18 protein-coding genes are annotated in these 22,354 nt (G+C 69.9%); 12 read left to right on the top strand and 6 right to left on the bottom strand.

Annotated elements, in window-relative coordinates:
* The first annotated feature begins 7 nt into the window (after positions 1-7).
* Entirely contained in the window at positions 8-754 is a 747-nt protein-coding gene (locus HF024_RS12440; RefSeq protein ID WP_247597103.1) for a class I SAM-dependent methyltransferase, read from the top strand.
* A gap of 104 nt (positions 755-858) precedes the next feature.
* Positions 859-1,932 (top strand): redox-regulated ATPase YchF, encoded by a 1,074-nt coding sequence (gene ychF / locus HF024_RS12435; protein WP_168689738.1) that lies wholly within the window; start codon positions 859-861, stop codon positions 1,930-1,932.
* A gap of 28 nt (positions 1,933-1,960) precedes the next feature.
* Here the strand turns inward: ychF and HF024_RS12430 are convergent, their stop codons facing one another.
* Entirely contained in the window at positions 1,961-2,458 is a 498-nt protein-coding gene (locus HF024_RS12430) for a DUF427 domain-containing protein (RefSeq protein ID WP_210723950.1), read from the bottom strand.
* A gap of 35 nt (positions 2,459-2,493) precedes the next feature.
* Here HF024_RS12430 and HF024_RS12425 point away from each other — a divergent pair, with 35 nt between their 5' ends.
* The 3 genes from HF024_RS12425 to HF024_RS12415 all read left to right on the top strand — a co-directional run bounded on the left by HF024_RS12425 (position 2,494) and on the right by HF024_RS12415 (position 3,960).
* Positions 2,494-3,105, top strand: a complete 612-nt coding sequence (locus HF024_RS12425; RefSeq protein WP_168689737.1) for an LON peptidase substrate-binding domain-containing protein — start codon at positions 2,494-2,496, stop codon at positions 3,103-3,105.
* Between the two features lie 139 nt (positions 3,106-3,244).
* The gene (locus HF024_RS12420) at positions 3,245-3,547 is read left to right on the top strand and encodes a hypothetical protein (RefSeq protein ID WP_247597102.1); all 303 of its coding nucleotides are present in this window, start codon (positions 3,245-3,247) and stop codon (positions 3,545-3,547) included.
* Positions 3,548-3,603: 56 nt separating this feature from the next.
* Positions 3,604-3,960 carry a hypothetical protein gene (locus tag HF024_RS12415; protein WP_210723948.1) on the top strand — a complete coding sequence of 119 codons (357 nt, stop codon included), beginning with the start codon at positions 3,604-3,606 and terminating at the stop codon, positions 3,958-3,960.
* Positions 3,961-4,177: 217 nt separating this feature from the next.
* Here the strand turns inward: HF024_RS12415 and HF024_RS12410 are convergent, their stop codons facing one another.
* On the bottom strand, positions 4,178-5,470 hold the full coding sequence (locus tag HF024_RS12410; RefSeq protein ID WP_168689736.1) for an O-antigen polymerase: 1,293 nt from the start codon (positions 5,468-5,470) through the stop codon (positions 4,178-4,180).
* Positions 5,471-5,521: 51 nt separating this feature from the next.
* On the bottom strand, positions 5,522-6,943 hold the full coding sequence (locus HF024_RS12405) for a polysaccharide biosynthesis tyrosine autokinase (protein ID WP_247597101.1): 1,422 nt from the start codon (positions 6,941-6,943) through the stop codon (positions 5,522-5,524).
* Between the two features lie 316 nt (positions 6,944-7,259).
* Here HF024_RS12405 and HF024_RS12400 point away from each other — a divergent pair, with 316 nt between their 5' ends.
* The gene (locus HF024_RS12400) at positions 7,260-7,733 is read left to right on the top strand and encodes a phage tail protein (RefSeq protein WP_168689735.1); all 474 of its coding nucleotides are present in this window, start codon (positions 7,260-7,262) and stop codon (positions 7,731-7,733) included.
* Positions 7,734-7,777: 44 nt separating this feature from the next.
* Positions 7,778-8,344, top strand: a complete 567-nt coding sequence (locus HF024_RS12395; RefSeq protein WP_168689734.1) for a GNAT family N-acetyltransferase — start codon at positions 7,778-7,780, stop codon at positions 8,342-8,344.
* 6 nt (positions 8,345-8,350) lie between these two features.
* On the opposite strand, the gene HF024_RS12390 is transcribed toward HF024_RS12395, so the two are convergent.
* Both HF024_RS12390 and HF024_RS12385 read right to left on the bottom strand, forming a co-directional pair.
* Entirely contained in the window at positions 8,351-9,511 is a 1,161-nt protein-coding gene (locus HF024_RS12390; RefSeq protein ID WP_168689733.1) for an FAD-dependent oxidoreductase, read from the bottom strand.
* A gap of 1 nt (position 9,512) precedes the next feature.
* Positions 9,513-10,205 (bottom strand): alpha/beta family hydrolase, encoded by a 693-nt coding sequence (locus tag HF024_RS12385; protein ID WP_168689732.1) that lies wholly within the window; start codon positions 10,203-10,205, stop codon positions 9,513-9,515.
* A 201-nt stretch (positions 10,206-10,406) separates the two neighbouring features.
* On the opposite strand from HF024_RS12385, the gene HF024_RS12380 reads away from it, so the two are divergent.
* The 4 genes from HF024_RS12380 (at position 10,407) to HF024_RS12365 (ending at position 20,311) form a co-directional block, all read left to right on the top strand.
* On the top strand, positions 10,407-10,679 hold the full coding sequence (locus tag HF024_RS12380) for a hypothetical protein (RefSeq protein ID WP_168689731.1): 273 nt from the start codon (positions 10,407-10,409) through the stop codon (positions 10,677-10,679).
* Between the two features lie 5 nt (positions 10,680-10,684).
* On the top strand, positions 10,685-11,059 hold the full coding sequence (locus tag HF024_RS12375; protein WP_168689730.1) for a hypothetical protein: 375 nt from the start codon (positions 10,685-10,687) through the stop codon (positions 11,057-11,059).
* Positions 11,060-11,333: 274 nt separating this feature from the next.
* Positions 11,334-15,488: a hypothetical protein gene (locus HF024_RS12370; RefSeq protein ID WP_168689729.1), complete on the top strand. Its 4,155-nt coding sequence runs from the start codon at positions 11,334-11,336 to the stop codon at positions 15,486-15,488.
* Complete coding sequence (locus tag HF024_RS12365) at positions 15,485-20,311, top strand: hypothetical protein (protein WP_168689728.1); 4,827 nt, start codon at positions 15,485-15,487, stop codon at positions 20,309-20,311. The genes HF024_RS12370 and HF024_RS12365 overlap by 4 nt, the downstream gene beginning before the upstream one ends.
* A gap of 101 nt (positions 20,312-20,412) precedes the next feature.
* On the opposite strand, the gene HF024_RS12360 is transcribed toward HF024_RS12365, so the two are convergent.
* Positions 20,413-21,822 (bottom strand): MFS transporter, encoded by a 1,410-nt coding sequence (locus HF024_RS12360; RefSeq protein ID WP_247597100.1) that lies wholly within the window; start codon positions 21,820-21,822, stop codon positions 20,413-20,415.
* A gap of 52 nt (positions 21,823-21,874) precedes the next feature.
* Here HF024_RS12360 and HF024_RS12355 point away from each other — a divergent pair, with 52 nt between their 5' ends.
* Positions 21,875-22,354, top strand: a complete 480-nt coding sequence (locus HF024_RS12355; protein ID WP_168689727.1) for a nucleoside deaminase — start codon at positions 21,875-21,877, stop codon at positions 22,352-22,354.

Here is a 22,354-nt window from a genome sequence, read left to right as displayed (position 1 = left end):
CGGCAGCATGTACGAACGGAACGACCACGACGCCCACGCCCGCTCGTTCGACCTCGCCGCCGACGTCTACGACGCAGCGCGGCCCGGCTACCCGGCCGAGGCGGTCTCGTGGCTGATCGGCGACGCGAGCGGTCCGGTGATCGACCTCGGCGCCGGCACGGGCAAGCTCACCTCCGCTGTCGTGCAGCGCGGGTTCGAGGTCACGGCGGTCGACCCGTCGCCGGAGATGCTGCGCGTGCTGGGGGAGCGCATCCCGGGCGTCGGCGTGCGGCTGGGGACGGGGGAGAGCATTCCGGCGGACGACGATTCGGCCGGGCTGGTGCTGTCCGCGCAGGCGTGGCATTGGGTGGATCCGGAGCGTGCCGTGCCCGAGGTGGCGCGCGTGCTGCGGCCGGGAGGGGCGCTCGGGCTGGTGTGGAACTTCCGCGACGAGTCCGTCGACTGGGTGCGGCAGCTCGGCGAGCTGATGGACACCGGCGCCGCGTACGCAAGCGACGAGGTGGAGCCGGTGGTCGGCGCGCCGTTCGGCCCACTGGACACGCACGAGGTGCGCTGGGTGCAGCCGATGACCGTCGACGGGATGCTCGACCTGGCCAGGTCGCGCAGCTACTTCATCACCAAGGATGCGGACACCCAGGCGGCGGTGATCGGCTCGCTGCGCAGGCTCGCGGCCGAGCATCCCGATCTGGCCGGGCGGGACACGTTCGAGCTGCCGTACGTCACGAAGTGCTACAGGGCGGTGCTCGCGGGCTGAGGGCGGGGCGGGCGGGCGCTGCGGCGCAGGCGCAGGCGCAGGGGCGCCCGGATGCAGCGCTGGCGCGGACCCGTGCGGCGACCGGCCCCGTAGAATGGTCGATCGTGGCTCTCACTATCGCAATCGTCGGACTCCCCAACGTGGGAAAGTCCACCCTCTTCAACGCGCTGACCAAGAACACCGTGCTCGCGGCGAACTACCCGTTCGCCACGATCGAGCCGAACGTCGGCGTGGTGAACCTGCCGGACCCGCGCCTCGACAAGCTCGCAGAGGTGTTCGGCAGCGAGCGCATCCTGCCGGCTCCGGTGTCGTTCGTGGACATCGCGGGCATCGTGAAGGGCGCGAGCGAGGGCGAGGGTCTCGGCAACAAGTTCCTCGCCAACATCCGTGAGGCCGACGCGATCGCCCAAGTGGTCCGCGGTTTCGACGACCCGGATGTGGTCCACGTCGCCGGCAAAGTGGATGCGGCCGGCGACATGGAGACCATCAACACCGAGCTGATCCTCGCCGACCTGCAGACCCTCGACAAGGCGATCGCCCGCTACGAGAAAGAGGTCAAGGGCCGCAAGCTCGAACCGGTCGTCCTCGAAACGGCGCAGGCAGCGCACGCTGTGCTCTTCGAGGGCAAGCCGCTGTCGAGCGCGAAGATCGACCTCGAGCCGATCGCCGAACTCGGCCTGCTCACCGCGAAACCCTTCATCTACGTCTTCAACGTGGACGAATCGGTCCTCACCGACGACGCCCGCCGCGCCGAACTGGCCGCGCTCGTCGCCCCGGCCCAGGCGGTCTTCCTCGACGCGAAGCTCGAATCCGAACTCATCGACCTCGACGCGGACGACGCTGCCGAGCTCCTCGCATCCACTGGCCAGACGGAGAGCGGCCTCGACCAGCTGGCCCGCATCGGCTTCGACACCCTCGGCCTGCAGACCTACCTCACCGCCGGCCCGAAAGAGTCGCGCGCCTGGACCATCCACAAGGGCTGGAAGGCGCCGCAGGCGGCGGGGGTGATTCACACGGATTTCGAGAAGGGCTTCATCAAGGCCGAGGTGATTTCCTTCGACGACCTGGTGGATGCCGGGTCGGTCGCGGAGGCGCGGGCGCGCGGGAAGGCGCGCATGGAGGGGAAAGACTACGTGATGCAGGATGGGGATGTTGTGGAGTTCAGGTTCAACGTCTGACCGGCTTCACCGGGTGAATCACCATCGTTCACCAGCCCCCTGACCCCGGCCCCCCTTTGAACGGCCCAACGACGCCCTTCGTGATCCAGCCGCCGTAGAAGCCTCCGGGCTGCGGCGTGACGACCTCGCCGTCGACCGTGCACTCGTCCATCTGCTGCGCGTAGACGGCGACGCGGTCCCGGAGCAGTTCGAACCCGGGCGACGGATGCGGGTAGTTCCAGGCGCTCGCGGACCGCACCTCGCCTCCTCCGCGCACGTCGAGATATCGTGCGGTGCCCTTGAACTCGCAGAACGACGAACCGTCGGCGTCGGCCAGCGCGCCGGGTGCGAAGTCCGCGATCGGGATGTAGTAGACCGGCGGATGGCTGGTTTCGAGCACCCGGACGACGTCACGGGATTCGACGATGAGCTGCCCGCCCAGACGGATCGTGACGGGCGCCATGACGCGCTCGACGCGCGGCGGCCTCGGGTAGTCCCAGACAGACTCCTGGCCCGTGGCTGGGATATCGGGGCGCGGTCTGGACACCTGTTCACTCTACGTCTGCGGTGCTTCACTGGAGTATGGCCGCCTCACCGATGTTCCCGCTCGGATCCGTGTTGTTCCCGAGCGTGCCCATCCCGCTGAGGGTGTTCGAGCCACGCTATCTCAGGATGGTCGGGCGGTTGCTCGACGAGGACGAACCGGGGTTCGAGTTCGGCGTCGTCCTCATCGAGCGCGGGTCCGAAGCCGGGGGTGGCGACCAGCGCGCATCGGTCGGGACGATGGCGCGCCTGGCGAGCGTCGCCGCGGGCGCCGACGACCTGCTCATTGTCGGTGTTGGCACCCGGCGGTTCACGGTCGAGCGCTGGGTCGACGAGGACCCGTATCCCCGGGCCGAGCTCTCGATGCTGCCGGAACTGGAGTGGTCCGAGGCGCTCGCACCTCTGCGGACCGAGGCGGAAGCGCTTGTCCGCCGCGCGATCGCCCGCGTCGCGGGGCCGCACTCGGATGCCGGAATCGAGTTGTCGGACGATCCCGTCGAAGCCGTGTGGCAACTGGCGGCGATCGCCCCGCTGGGCGAGTACGACAGGTACACGCTGCTGAGGTCGACGACGATGGGGGGTCTGCTGCGGCAGCTGATCGATCTGGTCCTCGACGCTGAGGAGCTCTGGTCCGCCGAGGGAGGCGTCTGACCACCGTCCGCCGCCGGCCTTTCCATCCGCACGAAGACCGCACCGCCGCCTAAGCTCGAATGGATTGGACGCGAATGCGATGCCGCAGCATCGGGTTGTGTATGTCCGATTCAACGTCTGACCCTCAGGGAGCACACACATGGTGGACGAACTGCCCGACCTCAGGGGTTTCTCTGTCAGGCATCTGCTGAGGCTCGAGGCGGGCATCGTGTCCGAACTCCGGAGGCGTGACCTCGTGCGCACCAACAACAAGCCGTTGGGTGACATCGCCGAGCAGGTGGTCTTCGTCGCACGCGGTGGGGTCCTCGAACCGAACTCGACGAAGTCGCACGATGTGACGGGCGAGATGCGCGACGCGTATGAGATGCTCGACGCCCACCTCGTCGAGTTCGGTGAAGACGGATCCAGCCCCCGAACGTGGAAGACCGAGAGCGCCGTCTGAGCGTTCGCGCGGTGTAAAACTGAGTCGTGGCCGACTCACCGGATATCTCTGGGGACATGACCGAGGAGTACTGGAACGCGGTCGTTTCTCCGCGCGTGGCAGCCGCCCGAGCCGAGCGTGAGTTCGCGAGTCGTGGCCAGGCGCAGCTTGTGGCGGCGGTCGAGCACGTGTTGTTCCGGGCCGATCCCATTGGCATCAACGTCGGGACGAACGCTGACGAGTACAGGGCCGAAGCGCAGTCGATCGTCATCCGGTTGCCGGATGCGACGTCGGAAAGCGGCGTCGTGGACATCGTCCATGCGGTGTTCGTGACGTGGTTCGATTCGGAGATCGCGGGGCCGGCCGAGAGGTATGCGCCTGTCGCGCGTGAGATCTGGTCGCTGTGGAACCGCGCGATTTGCACTGGCGGCTGAACCTCCGCTTTCCCGGCCACCCCATCCACGCGGAGTGAATTTACCGTATCGCGCGGGATGCGGCGATGCGGCGACGACGAGCGCACCGCGGCCGCAAATCCTGCTGGGCGAGCCACCGGACAGCAGCGTCGTCTCCGCCGTCTGCCGCCGTGTGCATCCCAGTCGGCGGCTTCGTCGTTCAGCGTCTGAGGGCGCCTTCCCGCGAGTAGCGTCGGGATCACAGGCGGTCCCGTAACCGGACGGCGGGCGCCGTCGAACGAACAGCGCTCCTCCTGATCGCCAGAAAGACGCAGAATCCCACCAGGATCTCGAAGTCCAGATCGAGCCGGAACAGCGTGAACGACTGCGGGAGAGAGAGGGCGACGGTGAACAGCACCGACGATACCCACGCCCACTCGGTGTAGCCCGCCTGAGCACGTCGGTGCGCGTAGGTGAGCAGAATGCCGAGCGCCAACATCGCAACAATCGTTCCGAAGATGCCTGAGTCGAAAAAGAGCTGACCCGGCCCGGTGTAAAGATTGAACGGTGTCGGAATATAGACGTAGGCTGCGATCGTCTCCGGCGGGGGTGGGCCGCCAACCGCATTGAACACTCGCAGGATGCTGAAGAAGCTGCTGCCTGGCGCGAATGGAGATGTGCCGAGCCGCATGGCTTCGGACAACGCAGAGAACCCGCCGGCGACGTAGTAGATCGGGCTGAGCGACCAGGCAGGCCACGAATAGTCGGGGAACAGTGTTGACGCCATCTCGTTCTTGCCGAGCTCGCTTCCAACGACATTGAAAACCGAGATCGCACCGACCGTCACGAGCGTCGAGAAGAGAGCGGCTCGCATCCACTGGGATCGGCGAGAGAGAGAACCGCGTGTTCCGCGTCGCGGCGGCACGCTCGACCTGACCTGAAGGTAAAAGACGGCCAGCACAACGATCAGACTGATGCTGTTTGACCTGGACGGATTCTGAAGGACTACGGCGAGTGACACGGCGGGCAAGATCAGCCAAAATCGGGAAAAGCGAAGCGCGCCGTACACTCCGACGCAACCGAGCACCGTTCCCAGCGAGCCGAGCAGCACGAGGAGGCCACCACCGCGGGCCGCGCCGTTCTGTGCCGCGCGGACTTCGACGAGCGACAGGCTGTTGAAGCCAGTCCCGGTCGCTGCCGCGACAGATGAGGTAAAGGCGTGAAAGCCAATCAGCGTGGCCGAGAGAAGGACGACGGCGAGGAGAACGAGCCGTGCGAACGCGACTCCCGAATCGCCATGTCCGGCTTTCTCCCGAGCTGGCTTTCTCGCCGGCAACCAGGTCGGTGCGCTCAGTGCGACGAGGCTGAAGAAGACAATGACCGCGGATTGGACGCTCATCGGCTCCAGGCTCAGAGGAGCGATGATGTGCGCCGCGAGACTGCCGGTCATCACAGCGAGGGCGATCGAGATCGCGGGCGCGCCCTTGCGAACGAGGCTGACGGTGAACAGCGTCCCGGCGCAGGCGAGGAGGAGAACCTCGATGCTATTCATCGCGGACGCTGCGGTGCGACACGCCCCACGATCTTCGGGGAGGCAACGTCGTCACTTTCCCTTCGCGCGACGTGCTCGCCGACCGCCGGGTACATCAGCCGCGGAGTCGCGCAAGGCCATCTGCGTGTATGCCCCGTATCCGTCCGAGTCCGCTTGCCTCTCAGGGAGCATGGTGAAGACAATCCCCGCAAGATGGCTTCCGATCTGGCCAAGTGCGCGGAGTGATGCTGCCAGTTCGTTCTTTTTCACCTTTCCGCATGCGGCGGTCAGGATGACTCCGCCGGTGCTCTTGCTGATGACCGCAGCATCGGTGACCAGCAAGATCGGCGGTGCGTCCACGAGAACGTAATCGAATTCGCCTGTCAGATCGTCGATGAGGGCGGCCATCGCCGTCGATCCGAGAAGCTCGCTTGGATTGGGCGGTAAGAGCCCGGCGGCCAGTACGTAGAGCTGTCCACTGCCCCAGCGTTGAAGTACGTCGGCGAGTCGAGCGCGGTTGATAAGGACATCCGTCAGACCGGCTGCGCCCTCGATACCCATCCGCTCAGCCACTTTCGGCAGACGAAGGTCGCCGTCGACCAGTGCGACGCGCGCACCAGTTTCGGCCAACGCGATCGCCAGGTTGACGGATGTGGTCGTCTTGCCCTCGCGGGGCACCGAGCTCGTGATCACATAGCTTCGCTGGTTGTCGAGATTCGTGAACTGCAGGTTCGTGCGCAGGCTGCGATAGGACTCCGCACGCGGGCTGCGGGGTTCCGTGTGAAAGACGAGCGGCCGCTTCGCCGCATCATGGTCGAGGCTGATGACCCCCAGGATCGGTCGGTCAGTAGTGCGTTCGATGTCGAGTGCGGTGCGGACACGGTTGTCGAGCACAGAGCGCAAGAAAGCGATAAGGACGCCGACACCGAGGCCGAGCACGAGTCCGAGTGCGATGTCGGTGGACATGCGTGGACTGGTCGGACGTGTGGGTGCTACCGCGGTCTGGATGGTTTGGACCTTGACCGGGCTCTGTCCCTGCCCGGAGGTCTCCAGTTTGGTCGTGACGACGTAGGCCGTGTTCTTGCCGACTGAGTTCGCGATCGCTGCAGCTGCAACCGGATCCTCAGACGTCACGGTTATGTCGATGAGCACGGTGTTCGCGGGCGAACTGGCCGATACTTTGGAAGCCAGAGCCGCAGATGTCGTGTCGAGGTCGAGATCGGCAATGACGCGATCGAGTACGCTCGCGCTGTTCACGACGCTCACGTAACTCGAGACCGCCTGTCTGGCGAAACTCGTTCCCTGCGCGAGATCGGCGGTCGCGCCGCTATCGTTCGCTCGCGCGGAAACGTACAACTTGGTCGTCGACTGATACTGAGGCGTCGCGGTCAGGGAGTATCCCGTCGACACAGCGACACCGATCAACGCGCTGAGCGCGATCAGTATCCAGTTGGCGCGAATGACGCGGAGGTAATCACGGAGTTCCAAGCTCACGCCTCATCGGTGAGCGGTTGGCCGGACCGTGGCCTGTGGGCCGGGGGTGGGAACCACATGGTCGGATTCACGCACCAACTCCTTCGGGCAAATTAACATACGAAATGTTTAGACCATAGCATAACGATGAGATGTAACAGGTGTTCCATTCAGCTGGCCGTACTGCATCACCGTGGCGTTGTGCGCCCGGAGGAGGCGGGCTGAGCGTCCGGGTGGACGAGTTTTGCGACCGACGTCGAGCATGCCCTGTTCCCGCACACCAGACGCACTGTGGCAGAATTCGACCGCACCACCGCGCAACCCTGGAGGTCCCCGCATGCCATACACCGTCGACTTCGTCACCGTCTCCACCATTGGCTTGGAGTCCTCCCCGGTCGCCGACGCGCTCGCGGGGCTTCGCGCGAACGAGGCGCGCTATTTCCATAACAAGTATGATCACGACTTCACCGTCGGCTCGGTGGATGAGCCGGGGGAGGCGGCGGACGCGCTCGCGTGGTTGACGCGCATCCTGAAGGAGGAGCGGGACATCACCATCGCATCCCGGCCGCTGGAGGCGACCGCGTTCGAGGTCGACGGCATCCGGATGGCGTACGTGTTCTACGAGTCCGGCCTGTCGATCAACGTGATGTACACGATCGAGGAGGCGGGCAAGCGGGCCGTCGGGCTCAAGCTGTCCGACGGCATGGAGGTTCCCGCGGAGCTGGCCGAGAAGTTCAAGTTCGCCAGGCAGAAGTCGAAGCTGGCCGGGACGATCCGCGGCTCGTTCTTCGTGATCAAGGGCGAGTACTAACCCGTCCGGTGCCGGATGTCGGTGGCGGCGGGTAACGTGCTGCCATGTCCATAGAGGTGCTGCCGGCGACCGGGCGCTGGGACGACTTCGCGACGTTCATGGTGCCGCGCAAGCCCGGTGGTGGCGGGTGTGTGTGCATGTCGTACCGGGATGCGCGACTCGGGATGCCCGAACGGATCGAGTACATGAAGTCCGAGTGCTCGGCGGAGCCGGGGCCGGGAGTGCTCGTGTATCTCGACGGCGAGGTGGCGGGATGGTGTTCCGTCGCGCCGAAATCCACGTACCGGCGGCTGATGAACTCGCGGACCATCCCGCACCTCGACGAGGACCGCGATCCGTGGTCCATCGTGTGCTTCGTGGTGCGCGGTGGCTACCGCAAGCGCGGGCTGATGCACGACCTGCTGGACGGCGCGGTGGAGCACGCACGCGCATCCGGTGCCGCGATGGTGGAAGGGTACCCGGTCGACACCGGCGGGGAGCGCGTGGATGTGATCAGCGGGTATGTGGGGACGGTCGCGCTGTTCGAGAAGCACGGGTTCTCGCGGGTGCAGGCGACGGATGCGCACTCGGGGGCGACGCAGCGGTGGGTTATGCGGCGGGAGTTGGGGTGAGACCCCTCACACCGTTGCGTCGACCGGCGACAGGAAGCCGGTCGCCGGGGCGGCCACCTCGCCCGTGAGCACGGCGGCGAGACGTTCGCCGACCAGTGGGCCCATCGTCAAGCCCGCCGCGCCGAAGCCGGCGTTCACGAAGAGGCCGTCCAGCCCGCGGAGGGCGCCGACCACCGGGAGGTCGCCATCGGCCAGCGGGCGCAGGCCGACGCGGGTCTCGATGACGGTCGCGTCGGCGAGGCGGGGCGCGACTGAGAGCGCGTTCGCGAGGACCTGACGCTGGCCCTCCGCGGTCACCCGCGGGTCGAACCCCGAGCCGGTCTCGCGGGTCGCGCCGACCACCACGCGCGCGTCGTCGAACGCGACCAGGTAGTGGCTCGCCACCGGGTGCACCGATGGCCAGGAGCGCGTGTCGGCACCGTCGACGCGCAGGTGCGTGATCTGGCCACGCTGGGGCTCCACCGGGATGCGGCGGCCGAGCGGTTGAAGCAGTCGGTTGGTCCAGGCGCCCGCGGCGAGCACCACAGCGTCCGCGTGGAGTCGGCGGCCGTCGACCTCGATGGCCCAGCCGGTCGCATCCACGGGGACGATGGATGCGGTGCCCGGCACCATCGTCGCCCCGAGGCTCTGCGCCGCGGCGAGGAGGCCAGCGCGCAGAGCACGGCCGTCGACCCGCGCGCCGCCGGAGATGTGCAGCGCGTCGAAGCTGTCGCCGAGGGGTGGAAACAGCTCGCGGGCGCGACTGTTCGGGATGCGGGAGACCTCGCCGATGGACTGCGCCTGCGGGGCCCGGGTGGCGAGGCGCGCCTCGATCTCGTCGAGCACGTGGGCGTCGCGGTTGACGATGAGCGCCCCCGACCGGCGGTAGCCGATGTCGCGCACGCCCGCGGCCGCGAGCTGGGAGATGAGTTCCGGGTAGTGGTCGGCGCTCGCCGCGTACAGGTCGTAGAACGGGCCGGAGGCGGCCGAGCTCCAGGGCTGGATGATGCCGGCGCCCGCCGCGGTCGCCTGGCCGGGGAAGTCTCCATCGACCAGGGACACCGCGACGCCGCGACGGGCGAGGGAGAACGCGGTCGCTGCGCCGGCGACACCGGTGCCGACGATGATCGCCGAGGCGCGGGTGGGGGTGGGGCCAGTGGTGGGGCCGGTTCCGGTTGCGCTCGCCATCTCACACCACCCCGTCCACGAACGCCGCCACCTGAGACACCAGCAGCTCCCGCACCGCGGCGGCGGGGAACGGGGACGACGCGAGCACCCGCATCCCGTGGTCGGCGCCGGGTACCGGGACTACCCGGATGCTCGGGCGTCCCTCGGTCTCGGCGGCGACGGTGGCCGCGGTGCCGAACGTGTCGCGCTCGCCCTGCAGTACCAGCACGGGCACGTCGGGGGTGAGCAGTTCGTCCAGCCTGCTCGTGTCTGGCCGGCCCGGTGGATGCAGCGGGAACGCCAGGCAGACCACGGCGGCTGCCCCCGTGGATGCGGCGGTGCGGCAGGCCACGCGGGCACCGGCGCTGCGGCCGCCCACCAGGATGGGCAGGCCGTCGGCGATCTTCTCGACGGCGGGGGCGGTTTCGAGCCAGGCGGTGTCGAGGGCGGCGGGGCGGGAGGCGACGCGTTTGCCGGCGACGCGCCACGGCTGCTCGTAGCGGACGACAGTGATCCCGAGGACCGGAAGGGCGGCGGCCAGGGCGGCGAGGTCGACCGCTTCGATGCCTCCGCCTGCTCCGTGGCCGAGCCAGAGGACCGCCCGCGGGCGCGGAGTGGCAGCGGCGGCGGACGCGGCGTCCGCGTCCGCGGCAGACACGGTGAGCCGCCCGGGCCCGAGGGTCGTCTCGACGGTGACGATATCGGCGGTGCGCATAAACCGACGCTACCGCTCCCTGGCGCACGTGCCTGGTGGACCATCCCGTCCACCTTATTTAGAGTTTCTCTCACATTCGTCTGGCGTGTCGTGTGTGGGGAGGAGCATAATCGGGCGCGTCACGGCCTTCTGTCGGCCGTCGAGGGGTGAGTGCGGCCCTGCTCGAAGGAACGCGGAAACAAAGCCATCTGGAGGCGTGCCATGTCAGCGTGGGACGACAGTCATTGGGTTCAGGGATATACAGCGGTCATCAACAACGTCTTCACCGGGGGAGGCAGCTCCTGGATCGACTTCAGCCATGAGCTGGGGCGCGTCGGGTGGAGGCGCATCTGGGCCGACACCGATGCGGAGCGGTCGAACATCCTGGCCGTCGCCACCGCGGCGATGGGGACGGGGAAGCGGCTGCAGTACCGGGCGACCAACGCGGGCGGGCCGAACAACCTCGCCCAGATCACCGCACTGCAGACGGTCTGACGCTCATGGAGCACGAAGTGCTGCCGTGGGGCGACGTCGGCCGGACGGACGGGGACGTCGACGAGCGGGCGAACCCGCGGCACGATGCGTACGACGCGAAAGACGTCGGACCGTTCGCCGAGCTGGACAGGGCGGACGACAACGACGAGCGGGCTGTGCCTCGGGATGCGGTCCGCGACGAACCGAGGGAGCTTGCGCCGCTCGGTGACATCGACCGGATCGACGACGACGCGGACGCCGACGAGCGGGCCGTGCCACGGGATGCGGTCCGCGACGAACCGGGGGACCTGGCGCCGCTCGGCGACCTCGACAGGAACGACGGAGACACCGACGAACGGGTGCATCCGCCGGAAGGGCGCGACCGGGAGGCCGCGTACTGAAACGTCACGCTGCGGGCAGTGGCAGACTCCCGCAGCTGGACGGTCGCCGGACACGGCACAGTGCCGGGTCCGGCGGCGCACGACAGCAGGATGCACGACAGCAGGATGCACGCAGCAATCCGGCGTCAGTCGAAGAAATCTCAGAAAACCCTGGCGCAGACGGTGGGTGCCGGAGCATACTTTCTCCGTCAACGGCATCGTTCCAGCCGCCGGGCTGAAGCGGACACCCTGCTCTCGAAGACTTTCCAAGACTTTCGATGAGAACGGTGAGCCCATGTCTGCAGGGCAGAACAACAGAAAACGGCAGGACGAACTACGCGCGACGGGCGGCGCAGGGGCCGCACCGACACCCGCGGCCGGGTCCACGAGACGCTCGAAAGCAGCGGCAGACCCCGGGACCGCGAAAGCCGGCGCCGCGCGCGGCCGGCGGGCGCCGGCGAAAGCCGAACCCGAGGCGCCCCCGGCCACCATCACCCCCACCCTGCGCTTCGCCGCGTCGTGGAGGAGGGTCGGCCATCCGGGGATCGCGTTCGGGGGGCCGGACCTCGCAGCGAGCACAGACATCGTCGCCGACCTGATCCGTCCGGAGGATCTGCTCGCCCTCACCGTCACCTTCACCGGATGCACCCTCACCGAGGGCGCCAACCCGACCATCACGCCAACGCCCGCGCCCGGCGCACCCGCGCCCGCACCCGGCGCCCCCGACGCCGCCCACCCGTCCACCATGACGGTCGACTTCGCGTTCCAGCACCTGCACGAGGAGGCGCTCTACGAGGCGCCCACCGGTCCGCCGGCGCTCATCGTCGACCCCGTCACCGGGAAGCCGATCGCAGACCCGGCGACGCCGTCCCCGCCGGGCGCGACCGTGCATCCGATCGTCGGGCACCGTCCGGCGCGCGGGTCGCGGCTGGTGTTCGCGATTCCGGACGGCGAGAGCATCCCGTTCACGTCGGAGGGCCTCCTGGCTGCGATCACCCGGCTCGAGCCTGTACTGCATCCCCTGGCCGCGCCGTCAGGAACGGCGCCCGCCCCGTGGAACCCGGGCGACAACCCGGCCGCCGCCCAGCAGGGCGCAGGGGCGAAGGCGGGCGGGTTCGAGCAGCGCGTCGTCGTCGGGAAGGGGATCCTCGCCACGCTCACCGGCGGCGGGGTGGTCCTGGAGACGGTGACCGCCGCCCAGCAGCGGAAGGTCGCCGGTCCCGTCACGCTCGACAACCTCGTCTCGAACGCGAAGGCGCTCGGGCAGGTGCGCGCCTCCCTGTCCGCCGTCCGCCCGGTCGTGTCCGACGGGGTGAAGCTCGGCGGGCTCGACGGCGACCTGGTCGATGCCGTGCCGCGCGGCCCGATCCTGGACGGCCCGATCCTGGGCGGCGGCTTCGGGAACCTGCCGCGCACCCGCCCCATCCTCAGCGACAAGCCGGATCGCGGGCAGACCGCCATCGAGGCGCCGTTCCGGCTGATGATCTCGCCCACCGCAGACGGCCGCTGGGCGCACGCCGTCGCACCCGTGCCGAGTGCGACGGCTCCCGGGTTCGTCGAGCTGTGGCACTCGCGGCTCGGGGTCGCCTCCGACGATCCAGCAGCACCGGATGAGCGGGACGCCGACCACCGGGTGGTGCGCGCGATCTGGACGCGCGACAGGGACAGCGTCACCGCCGCGCAGTGGCAGTCGGCGGCCATCGACCAGGCGGGAGGCGCGTTCACGGTCCCCCCGCTCGGCGGCGATGCGCCGTTCCGGGCGTCGCTGAACGCCGCCGACCGCCACCGGCTGGTGCGGCAGACCTCCGAGTCGTGGCTGGCGAAAAACCGGCGAAGCCGCATCGACCCCCTCCCGGTCGGGGCGAAGGCGCTGTGGCTGTCCGGGCTCGGCGCGACCCTCGACCTGCACGGCGCCTGGCCCACCCTGCCATACTCGCTCGCCGGTCTCGCCTCGGTGCTCGCCTGGGACCACCAGGCTCCGTTCGGCCGGGACCAGTACGTGCGCGTCGCATATCCGGGATACCTGTTCCCGCTCGGACACAAGGCGGCGCTGATCAAGGTCACCGAGCGGAAGATGAAAGCGGCGACCGGCGGGTCGTACGCCGGGCTGTACCAGCGCAAGTTCATCGTTCTGCTGGAGCGCTCGCGCGGCTACGCCGGTCAGCGGGACTTCCCGTTCGCCTCCATCGAGCTGCAGCCGTCCGTCACCCCGGTGATCGACGACCCCGGCGCGCAGGAGAACTCGTCGTTCTGGCCGACCATCGGCGGGCAGCGATTCCGCTGGGTCGTGAACACCGTCGACAGGGACACGCAGCCGATCCGGCTGAGCTTCCCGATGCTGTGGGTCAGCGAGTCCGTGCAGCCGCCCGACTTCGCCACGGTCATCCACGCCAAATACGACACCGACCCGGACAGGGAGGTGGCGGCGCACGGACAGCGGATCGCGTTCGCGCCGCGCCCGTCGACCGGAGCGGGGGACGCGCAGGCGGAGACGCAGACCGTCCGGCTGCTCGGCACCCCGGTGGTCGGCTCGTCGACCCCCACGATGAGCTCCGCCGACGTGGTGCTCCCCGCCGTGCAGCACCTGTCCGCCACGCCGAGCCTGCCGGTCTCGTACGCCAAGCAGTTCCTCTCCACCGGGCTGGACGCCGGCAACCCCGGCCAGGTGTGGGCGAACGTCCTGGCGGACGACGGGACCATCACGGCAGCGGACTTCCCCGACCTCACCGCGCACGGCATCCCGTTGCCCTCCCTGTCGTTCGGCGGGGCCGGCTCGACCAGCGGCACGGACAAGGGCGGCGGCTTCGTCGCGCCGAACCTGCCGATCCGCGGCGTCTCTGCGCTGTCCGGCCCGGTCGGCGACATCGACAACGCCATCGACCTCGACTTCAACCCCGTCGACTATCTCAAGGGCGCGCTGCCCAAACTGTTCGGGCTGGTCGACCTGGTGGACGTGATCGAGGCGGTCACCGGGGAGCCGCTCGCCTTGCCGAAGGTCGTCTCCCAGGCGGTGCAGCTGATCGAGGGCTTCCTCGACGATGTGCAACGGCTGCGGGATGCGGTGGAGCAGGCCGTGCGGGATGCGCAGCTCGCCGTCGACAAGGCGGCCGACCGCTCCCAGGACGCGGTGGCGAAGGCCACGGCGATCCGGGACAGCGTGCTGGCGTCGAAGAACACCATCGTGTCGCTCGTGACCGCGTTCCCCGGCCAGCTCGCCGGAGCGGTGGCGTCGCCGCCGACCGTCACGCCCGCTGAGTTACAGGGCGCCATCGGGCAACTCGGCGCCGCGCTCGACGGGGTCCTCGCCATCGGCGGCCTCCCGGTGTTCGCCGCCAACCAGCTGGCGTCGCTGAAGAAGGCCATCGACCCGATCGTCGCCGACGTGGATGCTGCGCTCAAGGCCATCGACTTCCTCCGCGGCCTCGCCTCCGACAGTCCGCAGGTGCGCTTCCGGTTCGAGTGGAAGCCGGAGATGCGGTCGTGGCCGGCGGGAGACCCCATCCTGAGCCTGCAGAAGGACAGCCTGGTGATCGCCATCGACGGCCGGGCGAGCGCGACAGGCGACGTCACGGTGGACGTGCTCGCCGAGCTGCGCGACTTCCAGCTGAACCTTCTGCCGGGCGCCCCGCTCATCCGGGTGCCGTTCGAGCACATGTCGTTCAAGGCGGGCTCCAACGGCAAGACCGACGTGGACGTGGTGCTCGGCGACCTGAAGTTCGTCGGCCTGCTCTCGTTCGTGGAGGTGATCAAGGAGCTGATCCCGTTCGACGGGTTCTCCGATCCGCCGTTCCTGGACGTGTCTCCGTCCGGCCTGAGCGCGGGCTTCACGCTCGCGCTGCCGAACGTGGCCATCGGTGTCTTCAACCTGTCGAACATGTCGCTCGGCGCCGACGTGCAGGTGCCGTTCCTCGGCAAGAGCGTCACCGTCGGGTTCAACTTCTGCACCAGGGAGCGGCCGTTCACACTCGCCGTCGTGTTCCTCGGCGGCGGAGGCTGGTTTGGGATGCGCATCGGGCCGAAGAAGCTGGAGATCCTGGAGATCGGGCTGGAGGCCGGGGCGTGCCTGGCCGTCGACCTGGGGGTCGCCTCCGGGTCGATCTCGGCGATGATCGGCATCTACATCCGGTTGGAGGCGGACAAGGGTTCGCTCACCGGCTACTTCCGGCTGCGCGGCGAAGTGGATGTGCTCGGCCTCATCTCCGCGTCGATCGAGCTCTACATGGAGCTCGTGTACCAGTTCAACACCGGCAAGATGATCGGCCGGGCGACGATCACGGTGCAGGTGAAGGTGCTGTTCTTCTCCGCCTCCGTGCAGATCAGCGCCGAACGGCAGTTCGCCGGCTCGAACGGAGACCCGAGTTTCCGCGAGGTGATGTGCGAGCCGGACGGCACATCACCGGCGTGGAGCGACTATTGCGAAGCATTCGGCGCGGAAGGGGTGCCGGCATGAGCACCGAGACATTCATGACGACCGTGCTCCCTCGGTCGACGAGGCCGGACGCCGACGCCCACGTCTCGGTGTTCGTCAGCCCGAAGCTGGTGCCGGATGCCGCGACCGCCAGGCTGGACACGTTCGCGCTGTTCCCGCACTGGGCGGCGCAGGTGCTCGACGGGCTCACGATCGAGCTCGCCGACGACGCAGGCGCCATCGACTGCACCGTCGCGACCACCGCGGCGCTCGCACCGGATGCGGGCGTCTGGGACACGATCTTCCCTCCGGACACCCCGGTGAGAGGCAACCCCGTCCCTCGGCTCGACCAGAACAGGTGGCGCGGGTTCTCCGCGCGGTCGGTGCACGACATCGGCAAGCTGGTGCACCTGGCGACCGTGCTGTCCGACCCGACGAGCCCGCCCGCGCCGTCCGCGCATCCACTGGCCCAGCAGGCGCTCGGGATGGCGCAGCGCTGGCCGGTGCACGGAGGGGACGACCGCCGCAGGCCCGAGTTCGACGAGGCCAGGCTGACGGCGTTCCTGGACGAGTCGATCGAGACCGACGCGGAGCCGCAGGAGATCTCGCGGAGGATCGCCGCGAACGAGGACTGGTTCCTGCGCGCTCTCGGCGAGCTGCACCGCGCCAGGCGGTACTACGAGCGGCCCGAGTCCGCGCAGCCGTATCAGGAGATGCCGGACACCCAGCCGGTCGGTCTCCCTCGGCAGGGCCCGGAGTTCCACGAGCGGGTCGGCACGATCGGCGACCACCCAGCGCTGCTGAGGAAGACGGGGCTGGTGATCGACCTGCGGGTGACAGACCCGGCGAGGCTGCTCTCGTCGCGCTGGCTGAGCGCGGTGCTGACGGTCAGCGGGTACGCCGCGGCGTGCCGCCCGACGCACGTGTTCGTGCGCGCCCTCGGCGACGGCACGTTCGTGACGGTCGCGCAGACCGGCGACTGGATCGACGGATCGCTCGCCATCGGCGACGACAGCCTGTTCTCGGTGCTCGACCTCGACGCCGACGGCACAGCGCTCAAGACGGAGCGATTCCTCTGGACACTGCCCCGGCTGCTGCACGTGCAGGACAACGACGACCCGGTCAATGCCGCCACCCCCGCGATGCGCGCGAGCGGGCTCACCGTCTCCCGCGCGGAGGAGGCCCAGAGCGCGAAAGACCAGCTGGCGCACCAGGCCGCCCTGGAGACCACGGCCGTGCCCGACCTGTTCACCGAGCAGGTCACCCGCGGGATGCGCGTGGAGGTCTGGGACGACACCGTGCGTACATGGTCGTCGCTGCACGCCCGGCTCGCCGACATCGACGCCCGCCACGACGACGGCACGTACACCCCGGTGTTCACGGCGCTCCCCGAGCAGGGCTTCATCCAGGGGACGGCGGCCAACCAGACGCCGGGGGATCCGGCGAACCCGGTGAACGTGCACGAGGCGGTGTTCGGCTGGGAGGGGTGGAGCCTGTCCGCTCCTCGGCCGGGCAAGCGCGTGCGCAACGAGCAGCAGGTGGTCGACGGACGCGAGCAGACGGTAGAGGTGGTCGAAGACGTGCCGGACGACGTGCCGGACCCGACGCATCCACTGCGCTTCGCCAACCGGGTGGCTCCCGGAACGCTGCCGCGGCTGCGGTTCGGGCGGTCGTACGCGTTCCGCGCCTGGCAGGTTGACCTCGCCGGCAACACCCGCGCCGACGAGCTCAACCCGCAGCCGCTTCCGCCTGGACCGCCCCCGGAGGTGCTGCTCGCCGGGCTGCAGACGGTGCCGCCTCCGCTCTTCGACGCACCGGGCGCGACGATCGGGCCGGTGCTGTCCGGGCTGCGCGACGGGACGGCCGCGCTGCACGAGGCGCGGCTCGCGGTGGAGGACGCGGCGCTCACGACCGAGGAGACCATCCAGGCCGACGACAGGCAACCGGATGCGGCGGAGACCCTGCGCGGAGCGTTCGCGGCCGCGCCCACCGGCGCCGCGCCGAGTGCGGTGATCGACGGGCTGCTCGCCCGGGTGCGGGCGACGGCGCAGGCCGGCCCGGCCGCGGCCAGGCAGACGGCGGGCGCGGCGGCCGCCTTCGGCCGAGCCGCCGACCGCCGCAGTCTCGTGGATGCGGCCTTCGCCGCGGCCGTCGTCGACCCCGCGATCCCGTTCGCCGAGCCGACGATCACGCGCGACCCGTCGCGGCTCGCCGCCATCGCCGCCGCCCAGCTCACCGGTCAGCCCGAGTTCCAGGGCGGGGCCGGTGCCGCGCTCGACCCCGCCGTGGTCGCCGCAGCGCTCCGCGCCGCGATGAAGAAGGTGACCCCGCTCGTCCCGTTCCTGCGCTGGGACCCCGTCCCGTCTCCGGCCCTGGTGCCGCGCCGCCGCTTCACGGAGGGGGAGTCTCTGCGTGTGCTCGTGGTGCGCTCCGGCGTGACCCAGGATCCGGAGACCCTCGCGATCACTGTGACGGAGCCTGCGGCATACGCGGCGAGCGTCGACGCCGCACACGGCTACGGCGCAGACACCGAACGCCACCTGGCTGCGCCGAAGACCAGCCAGATCCAAGCGGAGCAGCACGGCGAGTTCGACGCGGCCATCGGCGACGGCCAGACCGCGGCGCAGCGTGCGGCAGCGCAACGAGAGGCGCTCGCCGCGATCCTCCGCGAGAACGGCAGCTTCTTCGACGTGGACGTGGCCGACCTCTCCACGGTTGGCGCGCGCATCCAGCAACCGGGCATGGCGCTGCTCAGTCAGACCCTCGAAGCGGACGGAAGCCAGCCCGTGCCCTCCCCGGCAAACGGGCTCAGGATGCTCGCCCTGCGGCCGGGGGAGCTCCCCGATCCCGACCCGGCGGTCGAGCGGCTGCGCCTGCGGCCGGGGGACGCGCCCGCTCCCGGGCAGTACGTGGTGCACGACGTCGACGAGCTGGAGCTGCCGTATCTGCCGGACCCGCTGGCCGACGGCGTCAGCCTCGTGTTCCCGGAGGCGGGTGCGGGCAGGACCATCCGCTTCCCGTTCGGCACGGAGGGGTTCACCGCGGCATACCGAGGCGATTGGCCGGATCGGCAGCCGTTCCTGCTGTCGCTGGAGGGCGGCGACGTGCTCGACTCCGCCGTCGCGAGCGGCCGCATCCGGTTCGTGCTGCCCCCGGGCGATGTGCAGCGGGCGCGGCTGGCGAGCAGCCTCGTGCGCTCCCGGCTCGACTGGCTGGGGGTCTGGCGCAGCTTCGCCGCCGTGCTTCAGCAGACGCCGGAGGTGCGCGAGGCCGCTGTCGACGGCTGGCTGTGGGGGCTGAGCCCGTTCGAGGACCTCACCTTCGTGCACGCCGTGCCCCGCCCGCTCGTCGCACCGCGGCCGACCGTGCTGCACGCCTTCCGGTTGCCGGGGGACACCTCCGCGTTCCTGTTCGGCGGGGTCGACGTCGACGGGCAGAGCACGGACAGCATCACCGCGCAGGCGTCGTGGGACGAGCCGGTCGACGACATCGCTCAGGATGCGCCGTCCACCAGCCACACCGACGCCATCGCGTTCACGACGGCCATCGTCGCCGACGAGCAGGTGGCGGTGCTCGCCGGGCACGACGCGGTCGTGACGCTTCCCGGCTACGGTCCGCTGCGCACCCACGAGTCCACGCACCGGTTCGCGGACACCAAGCACCGCCGCGTCTCGTACTTCTTCCGGGCGGCGACGCGGTTCCGCGAGTATTTCGCGCCGGAGCTGCTGCGCGGCGATCCGGCGAATCCGCTGGACGACGGCGCGAGCGTGATCGGGGAGACGGTGGAGGTCTCCGTGCCGTCGAGCGCGCGCCCTGCCGCTCCGCTCATCCACTCGGTGCTTCCGCTGTTCCGCTGGAACGAGGGCGTCGAACCCGAGCAGCCGATGGCGCGGCGCGTCACCAGGCAGGCCGGGGTGCGCATCTACCTGCAGCGCCCGTGGTACTCCAGCGGGGAGGGCGAGCTGCTCGCGGTGCTGCTCGCGGCCAACGGGAACGACGCCTTCGGCGAACCGGCCGACGATCCCGGTACAGGCTTCCCGTACGTGAGCCAGTGGGGCGGCGACCCGATCTGGCTGAGCGCCCCCGTGGCCGCCCGGCCGCTGAAGACCCTGCAGCTGGACGATCTGCTGCACGCCTCCGGCATCGACGACGAGCCGCGCCCCGGCCGACCGGTGACCCCGGCTGTATCTCTCCCACTCCCCGCCGGGGTCACTGACAGGAACGTGCTCGCGGTCGGTTACCGGCCGCAGTACAGCGCGGAGCGGAAGCTCTGGTTCGTGGACATCGCGATCGACCCCGGCACGGCGTTCTGGCCGTTCGTGCGACTCGCGGTGGCGCGCTACCAGCCGGACAGCGTCGCCGGGGAGCACCTGTCGTCGCCGGTGCGCTGCGATTTCGTGCAGCTCACCCCCGAGCGGATCGCGAGCGTCAGCCGCACGGACGACACGCACGTCAGGGTGGTGGTCAGCGGGACGCGCGGGATCACCCGCGACACCACGGCGCCGCGGTTCGGGCTGGAGGGGGCGTTCGCGCGCCCGGCGGACGAGAACCGGCTGCTGGTGGCGAGCATCCAGACCGTCGACCCGTCGATCGGCGGCGATCTGGGCTGGCGCACGGTGGCGACCGGCGAGCTGGTGCTGCGTGGCACGGGAGCGAACGCGTTCGAGGGCGCCTGGGTGGGCGAGCTGGACGCCGGAGTGGTGATCCCGCTCAGCAGGCCGGGCCATAACCCGGGCTGGCGGGTGCACGTGGAGGAGTGGGAACGCTTCCCCGGCGATCCGCCTGCGCCGGAGGACACGCGCGTCTACCCGGATGGACGCGTCTGGGAGCAGCGCCTCGTGTTCGCGGCCGACGTGGAGCTGTAGCGCGGGGGCGGGCGCCGCTCGCGCGGAGATCGCGGGGCACGTCGCGCGCGATCTCCGTTGTTGCGGAGTGCGCCGCGGCGTGTCGGCCACCGTCTCCGCTTCTACGGAGCGGGCGACGCCTCCGCCGTGCCGCGCGGGCGCACGAAGACGAGCAGCGCCAGGTGCACGACGGCGAGCCCGGTCGCGATGCCCACCGCCGCCAGCCACGTGGATGCGGTCGTCCCGTCGGTGAACAGCAGCCCGAGCATCGTGGTCGCCACGATCGCCCCGACGTAGCGTGAGGTCTGGAAGATCCCGGCCGCGACGCCCGCATCCTGCGGCCTGGCCGCCGAGTAGAGCGCCTGGTTCATCGCGATGCTCACCACGCAGTACGGCACGCCGAGCACGGCCGTGAGCACCAGCACCACCACCGGCGCCGTCGTCGCCGCCCCGACCGCGAGCAGCCCGGCTCCGACGATCAGCGCCGACGCTCCCCACAGCAGGGTGGTTCGCACGCCGACGCGCTCGATGGCGCGCGCGGCGAACGGGGTGGCGACGATCGTCACCGCCGCGAGGGGGAACATCAGCAGCCCGGCGATGCCCGCCGAGTATCCGCCGTACTCCTGCAGGTACTGCGGCAGGCCGAAGAACGCCGAGTAGTAGACCACGTTGAACACCGCGAAGCAGAGGTAGACCATCAGCAGCCGTCGGTTCGCCGCGAGCAGCCGCAGGTCGAGGAACGGATGGGCGGTGCGCAGCTCGCGCCAGACGAACAGCGCACCGGCCAGGATGCTCACCGGCAGCAGCCACCACAGCGGCTGCGGCCGCAGGTCGAGCAGGAACACCAGCAGCGTCGCCAGCGCCGTCACGAACGCGACGATGCCCGGGATGTCCGACTCGGCCACCACCTGCCGCAGCGGCGCCTTCATCCGCTCGGGGTCGCGCGGCGCGAACAGCCACACCCCGGCGAACGCGACGGCGGCGATCGGGACGTTCACCCAGAAGATCGCCTGCCAGCCGAGGAACGTCACCAGCACCCCGCCGAGCACCGGCCCGATGGCGGCCCCCGAGGTGTTGGCGATCTGGATGCGCCCGAGCAGCCGTGGCGTCGCCGCCCGAGACCCTGCGCCACCGCCGCCACCGCTCGCCGCCTCCGTGATCGACCGCAGCATCGCGATGGCGGACGGGAACGCCGTCGCCGTTCCGATGGCGAGAGCCACCCGTCCGGCGCAGACCGCGACGAAGGACGACGCGAACGGGGTGAGCGCGCAGGAGACGGCGACCACGAGCATCCCGAACAGGAACAGTCGTCGTGGGCCGAACCGGTCGGCGAAGCGTCCCATCAGCGGCTGGCCCGCCGCCGACGCCAGGTAGAACGACGTGATGACCCAGGTGACCGTGGCGATGTCCACCCGGAAGCTGTGCTGCAGCGATACCAGCGCCACCGCGATCATCGACGAGTTGAGCGGGTTCAGCAGCGTCCCGACGCTGAGCGCTGCGACGGCGGCGCCCGGGCGTCTGGCTTCGGTCACGCCCTCCAGCCTACGACGACAGCGGCGACGACCACGGGGCTATGGTGGCGGCATGAGCATCAGCGACGACGACAGGCGCCACCTGACGAGGGCCGTGCAGCTCGCGGCCGAGGCACTGGATGCGGGGGACGAGCCCTTCGGGTCGGTCCTCGTCGGCGAGGACGGCGCGGTGCTCGCCGAAGACCGCAACAGGGTCGGCGGCGGGGACGAGACCCTGCATCCCGAGTTCGAGCTCGCGCGCTGGGCGGTCAGGAACCTGTCACCGGATGCGCGTGCCGCCGCAGTCGTCTACACGTCGGGGGAGCACTGCCCGATGTGCTCGGCGGCGCACGCCTGGGTCGGGCTCGGGCGGATCGTCTACGCAGCGTCGGCGGAGCAGATCAGCGGGTGGCGCGCATCCTGGGGCGCCCCGGTCTCCGCGGTGAGCGCGCTCCCCATCCAGACGGTAGCGCCGGGGGTTCCGGTGGACGGTCCCGTTGCGCCGTTCGACGACGAGGTGCGCAGGCTGCTGCAGCGTTCGGTGGCCGGATAG

Origin of the sequence: Leifsonia sp. PS1209 (genome assembly GCF_012317045.1) — a bacterium.
GTDB lineage: Bacteria > Actinomycetota > Actinomycetes > Actinomycetales > Microbacteriaceae > Leifsonia.
This window is presented reverse-complemented; position numbering and strand designations above follow the sequence as displayed.